The 4,087-nt window shown below is 31.0% G+C and carries 5 protein-coding genes; all 5 read left to right on the forward strand.

Annotated elements, in window-relative coordinates; translation table 11 throughout:
- Window positions 1–227: 227 nt before the first annotated feature.
- From JMO20_RS12060 to JMO20_RS12080, 5 genes are read left to right on the forward strand one after another with little or no spacing between them, the layout of a single operon-like run.
- Window positions 228–1,271 (forward strand): FecCD family ABC transporter permease, encoded by a 1,044-nt coding sequence (locus JMO20_RS12060; protein ID WP_202709931.1) that lies wholly within the window; start codon window positions 228–230, stop codon window positions 1,269–1,271.
- Between the two features lie 46 nt (window positions 1,272–1,317).
- Entirely contained in the window at window positions 1,318–2,094 is a 777-nt protein-coding gene (locus tag JMO20_RS12065) for an ABC transporter ATP-binding protein (RefSeq protein WP_202709932.1), read from the forward strand.
- Window positions 2,095–2,122: 28 nt separating this feature from the next.
- Window positions 2,123–2,683, forward strand: a complete 561-nt coding sequence (gene cobU / locus JMO20_RS12070; protein WP_202709933.1) for a bifunctional adenosylcobinamide kinase/adenosylcobinamide-phosphate guanylyltransferase — start codon at window positions 2,123–2,125, stop codon at window positions 2,681–2,683.
- Between the two features lie 20 nt (window positions 2,684–2,703).
- Window positions 2,704–3,435 carry an adenosylcobinamide-GDP ribazoletransferase gene (gene cobS / locus JMO20_RS12075; RefSeq protein WP_202709934.1) on the forward strand — a complete coding sequence of 244 codons (732 nt, stop codon included), beginning with the start codon at window positions 2,704–2,706 and terminating at the stop codon, window positions 3,433–3,435.
- Window positions 3,432–4,022 carry a histidine phosphatase family protein gene (locus JMO20_RS12080; protein ID WP_202709935.1) on the forward strand — a complete coding sequence of 197 codons (591 nt, stop codon included), beginning with the start codon at window positions 3,432–3,434 and terminating at the stop codon, window positions 4,020–4,022. The genes cobS and JMO20_RS12080 overlap by 4 nt, the downstream gene beginning before the upstream one ends.
- The last annotated feature ends 65 nt before the right edge of the window (window positions 4,023–4,087 follow it).

A 4,087-nucleotide genomic window follows, 5' to 3' on the forward strand; every position in this document is an offset into this window, starting at 1 on the left:
TTCAGATGGAGACTCTACTCCACCTGAAGAGAAGTCTTCTCTCCCACTTATAGAAGTGGGAGTATTATCAAAAGATAAAGATATGAGTAAGAAATATTAAACACATAAATAAGTTCTTTAAGATATAAGTCTTAACTTGAGAATTTATTTATGTGTTTAAAGCAAAACTTCTAAAGGCTATTGGATACGCACCAGAAACAAAATATTGAGCAGAGGTAAGTGATAGTATGATAAAAAAGTTATATAAAACTAAGATATTGGTATTATTAATTGTATTACTCTTTTTAATTTTATTTTCCATAACCTTGGGAGCTGTTAAAATACCTTTTATAGAAACTGTTAAGATCATTATTAGTAAAATAAAGTTTATTGGAAATAGAGTAAATGTTGAAACTATAAAGGATTCAAATATCTTTATAGTTATGAATATACGTCTTCCTAGGATTTTAATGGCTAGTTTAGTAGGGGCTATATTATCTGTAGTAGGAGCATCATATCAAGCCATCTTTAAAAATCCTATGGCCGATCCCTTTGTTATGGGAGTATCATCAGGGGCTGCCTTTGGAGCAACGTTAGGAATAATTCTAGGCTTAAACAAAGGAATTTTAGGATTTGGCCTGACTTCGGTTATAGCCTTTGCTGGAGCACTATTAACTACATTTTTAGTTTATAACTTGGCCCGAGTGGGAAATAAAATTTCTACAACTGCAATATTATTAGCAGGGATTGTCGTAAGCTCCTTATTATCATCAGGGATTTCCCTTATGATGATATTTAATAAGGATGAATTGATAAACATAGTCTCTTGGACCCTAGGTAGTTTTAATGGATCTAGTTGGACTCAATTATTAGTTATATCTATACCTGCTACTATAGGAACTATATTTTTGACTACTTATTCTAAGGAGCTAAATGCCATAGTATTAGGAGAGGATCAAGCTCAAAATCTTGGAGTTAATGTAGAGCTTACTAAGAAAATTATTCTTGTAACGGCTTCGTTTCTAGCGGCCTGTGCAGTTTCAGTTAGTGGTATAATAGGGTTTGTTGGATTAATTATTCCCCATTTATTGAGACTTGTATTTGGGTCAGATCATAGAATACTATTGCCTGTGTCAGTAATCGGAGGATCCATTTTTCTACTGATTTGTGATACATTAGCAAGAACAATGTTAAGTGGTATAGAAATACCGGTAGGGATAATAACTTCACTATTTGGCGGACCATTTTTCCTATATTTATTAAAGAGAAACAGAAGTAAAAATTTGATATAGATTTAAAGATTATAATTTATTGAAAATTATAGAAAGAGGTAAGGATATGAAACCAATTGTTAATATAGAAAACCTACATTTTAAATACGATGAAGCTGAGATATTAAAGGCTATTGATTTAAACGTTCCTCAAGGAAGTTTTTTGAGTATTTTAGGACCTAATGGTTCAGGTAAGACCACATTACTTAAAAACATTTGTAACCTCCTACATCCCCATAAGGGAAGTATAATGATTGAAGATAAAGAAGTTGAAAGAATTAAGTATAAAAATTTAGCAAGGGTTATTGCTGTAGTTCATCAAGGAACCGATGTTCAATTTGATTTTGCTGTTTATGATGTTGTAATGATGGGACGTTTTCCATATTTAAAGAGATTCCAGACAGAAGGCAAGGAAGATGAGAGAATTGTGAAGAAGGCAATGGAGGACACTTCAACTTGGGAATTAAGGGATAAAAGTATTAGTGAAATAAGTGGTGGAGAAAGACAAAGGGTACTAATAGCTAGAGCCCTCACTCAGCAGCCTAAGGTTCTTATTTTAGATGAGCCTATATCTCACTTAGATATAAAATATCAAATAGAAATATTAGATTTATGTAAGACATTAAATAAAGAACATAATATTACAGTAATAACAACTCTTCATGACATAAATATGGCTAGTAGATATAGTGATTACATTGTTCTTTTAGAGAAGGGCAATATTAGAAAAATGGATACACCTGAAAGGGTATTGACTGAAGAGAACATCGAAGAGGTTTACGGAATTAAAGTAGATTTAATAAGAAGAAATGAAAATGAAAGACCAATAATTATACCAAAGTAAAGTATGATAGATATTAAGAGGTGAAAGTATGGGTAAGTTTATATTAATTACTGGTGGAGCTAGAAGTGGAAAAAGTACATTAGCAGAGAACATTACTGATGAGATAGGAGATAATATAGCATATATAGCAACAGCTATTGCCTTTGATGATGGAATGAAGGATAGGATAAAAAAGCACAGAGAATCGAGACCTAGAGAATGGACTACTATAGAGAAGTACAAAAATTTTCATAAATTGAAGGATGATGATAATTTTGCAAGCTATGATACTGTGTTACTAGATTGTATTACTTTAATGGTATCAAATCTTCTTTTAGAAGAGGAAATAGATTTTGATAAAGCATCTATGGAAGAAATAAATAAAATTGAAGGAAGAATATCTGAGGAAGTTGAGGAATTATTGGATACTTTATATGCTTCAAATAAGAATATAGTTTTTGTTACTAATGAAGTAGGAATGGGATTAGTGCCATCATATAAGTTGGGTAACATTTTTAGAGATATTGCAGGAAGAATTAATCAATTTTTAGCCCGAAAAGCAGATGAAGTGTATTTAACCGTTTCAGGAATCCCAGTAAAAATAAAATAGCAAGATAGAAAGAGGTTTTTATGAGAAGTTTATTATTAATGATAGTGTTTTTTACAAGAATTCCAATTAAATATAAGTGGGACTATAGAGATAAAGACCTTAAAAAGGGAATTGCACTATTTCCAATGATAGGTCTTATTATTGGTACTATTATATGGCTACCATCTTTACTTAAAGACTATATAGATAAACCTATTATTATCCTTATCTCATGGCTTTTATATCTTTGGATAACTGGAGGACTGCATATTGATGGTTTAGCTGATACCTTTGATGGGATTTTTAGTAATAGAAGTAAAGAGAGAATGTTAGAAATTATGAAGGATAGTAGAATTGGAACTTTTGGAGTTCTAGGAATTGTCTTTATAGTTATATCTAATTTAGTTATAAGCAATTATATTGATTATACAATACTTATCTTAGTGCCTATTGTGGGAAGATTTTCAGCTATATTGGCTGCATCTATTAGCAAATATGCTAGAAAAGAAACTGGAATGGGAACCACCTTTATAACTAGCTGTGGATTAAAGCATGTTATTTTAGGATTATTGTTTACTGTAATCTGCGCTACTCTAATAGACTATAAAATAGCTGTTATAACTGTAATTACTTATATATTCGTAATTATACAAACTAAATATATAGAAAATAAAATTGGTGGAATGACTGGGGATACTGTAGGATATATTATTGAAATCTCTCAGACTATTTTTATGGTTTCCATATATTTTTTTAGAGGATTGATTATATGAAATTAATAATGGTTAGACACGGAGAAACTGAGGCTAATAAAAAAGGTATATATGGTGGATGGTCAGATTATAAGCTCACTGAAAAAGGGAAAACACAAGCTGAAGATATCATACATTTTTTAATAAAAGAAGCTAAAGATATTGGTGAGATTTTGTGTAGCCCCTCGGATAGAACTCTTTATATTGCTAATAAACTGGGAAATAAGTTGAATAAGAATATTAGTATAAAAGAAGAATTGAGAGAATTAAACTTTGGCTTATTTGAGGGAAAAACTAATGCAGAGATCAAGGAGCAATATGGAAGTGAATATAGCGCTTGGATAAATGACTATGTGAACTATAAGATACCTAAGGGAGAATCCGTAAGTGATTTAAATAATAGATTGAATAAGTTTTTATCTCAGCTAAAAAATAGAAGTGGTACGTATGTCATTGTTAGCCATGGAGGAGTAATTCAGATATTAATAACTATATTATTGGGTTTAGACATAAAGACAATGTGGAATTTTAAAGTTCCTCCTGGAGGAATGGTTGAGATTGAATATAATAATGGTTTTGGGATATTAACTGGACTTAAGAGTGTTTAATATAATCTTTTGATAAGACTCCCACTTCTATAAGTGGGAGAGAAGATTTCTCTTCAGGTGGAGTG

The sequence above is a fragment of the Sporosalibacterium faouarense genome (genome assembly GCF_016765695.1).
GTDB lineage: Bacteria > Bacillota > Clostridia > Tissierellales > VENL01 > Sporosalibacterium > Sporosalibacterium faouarense.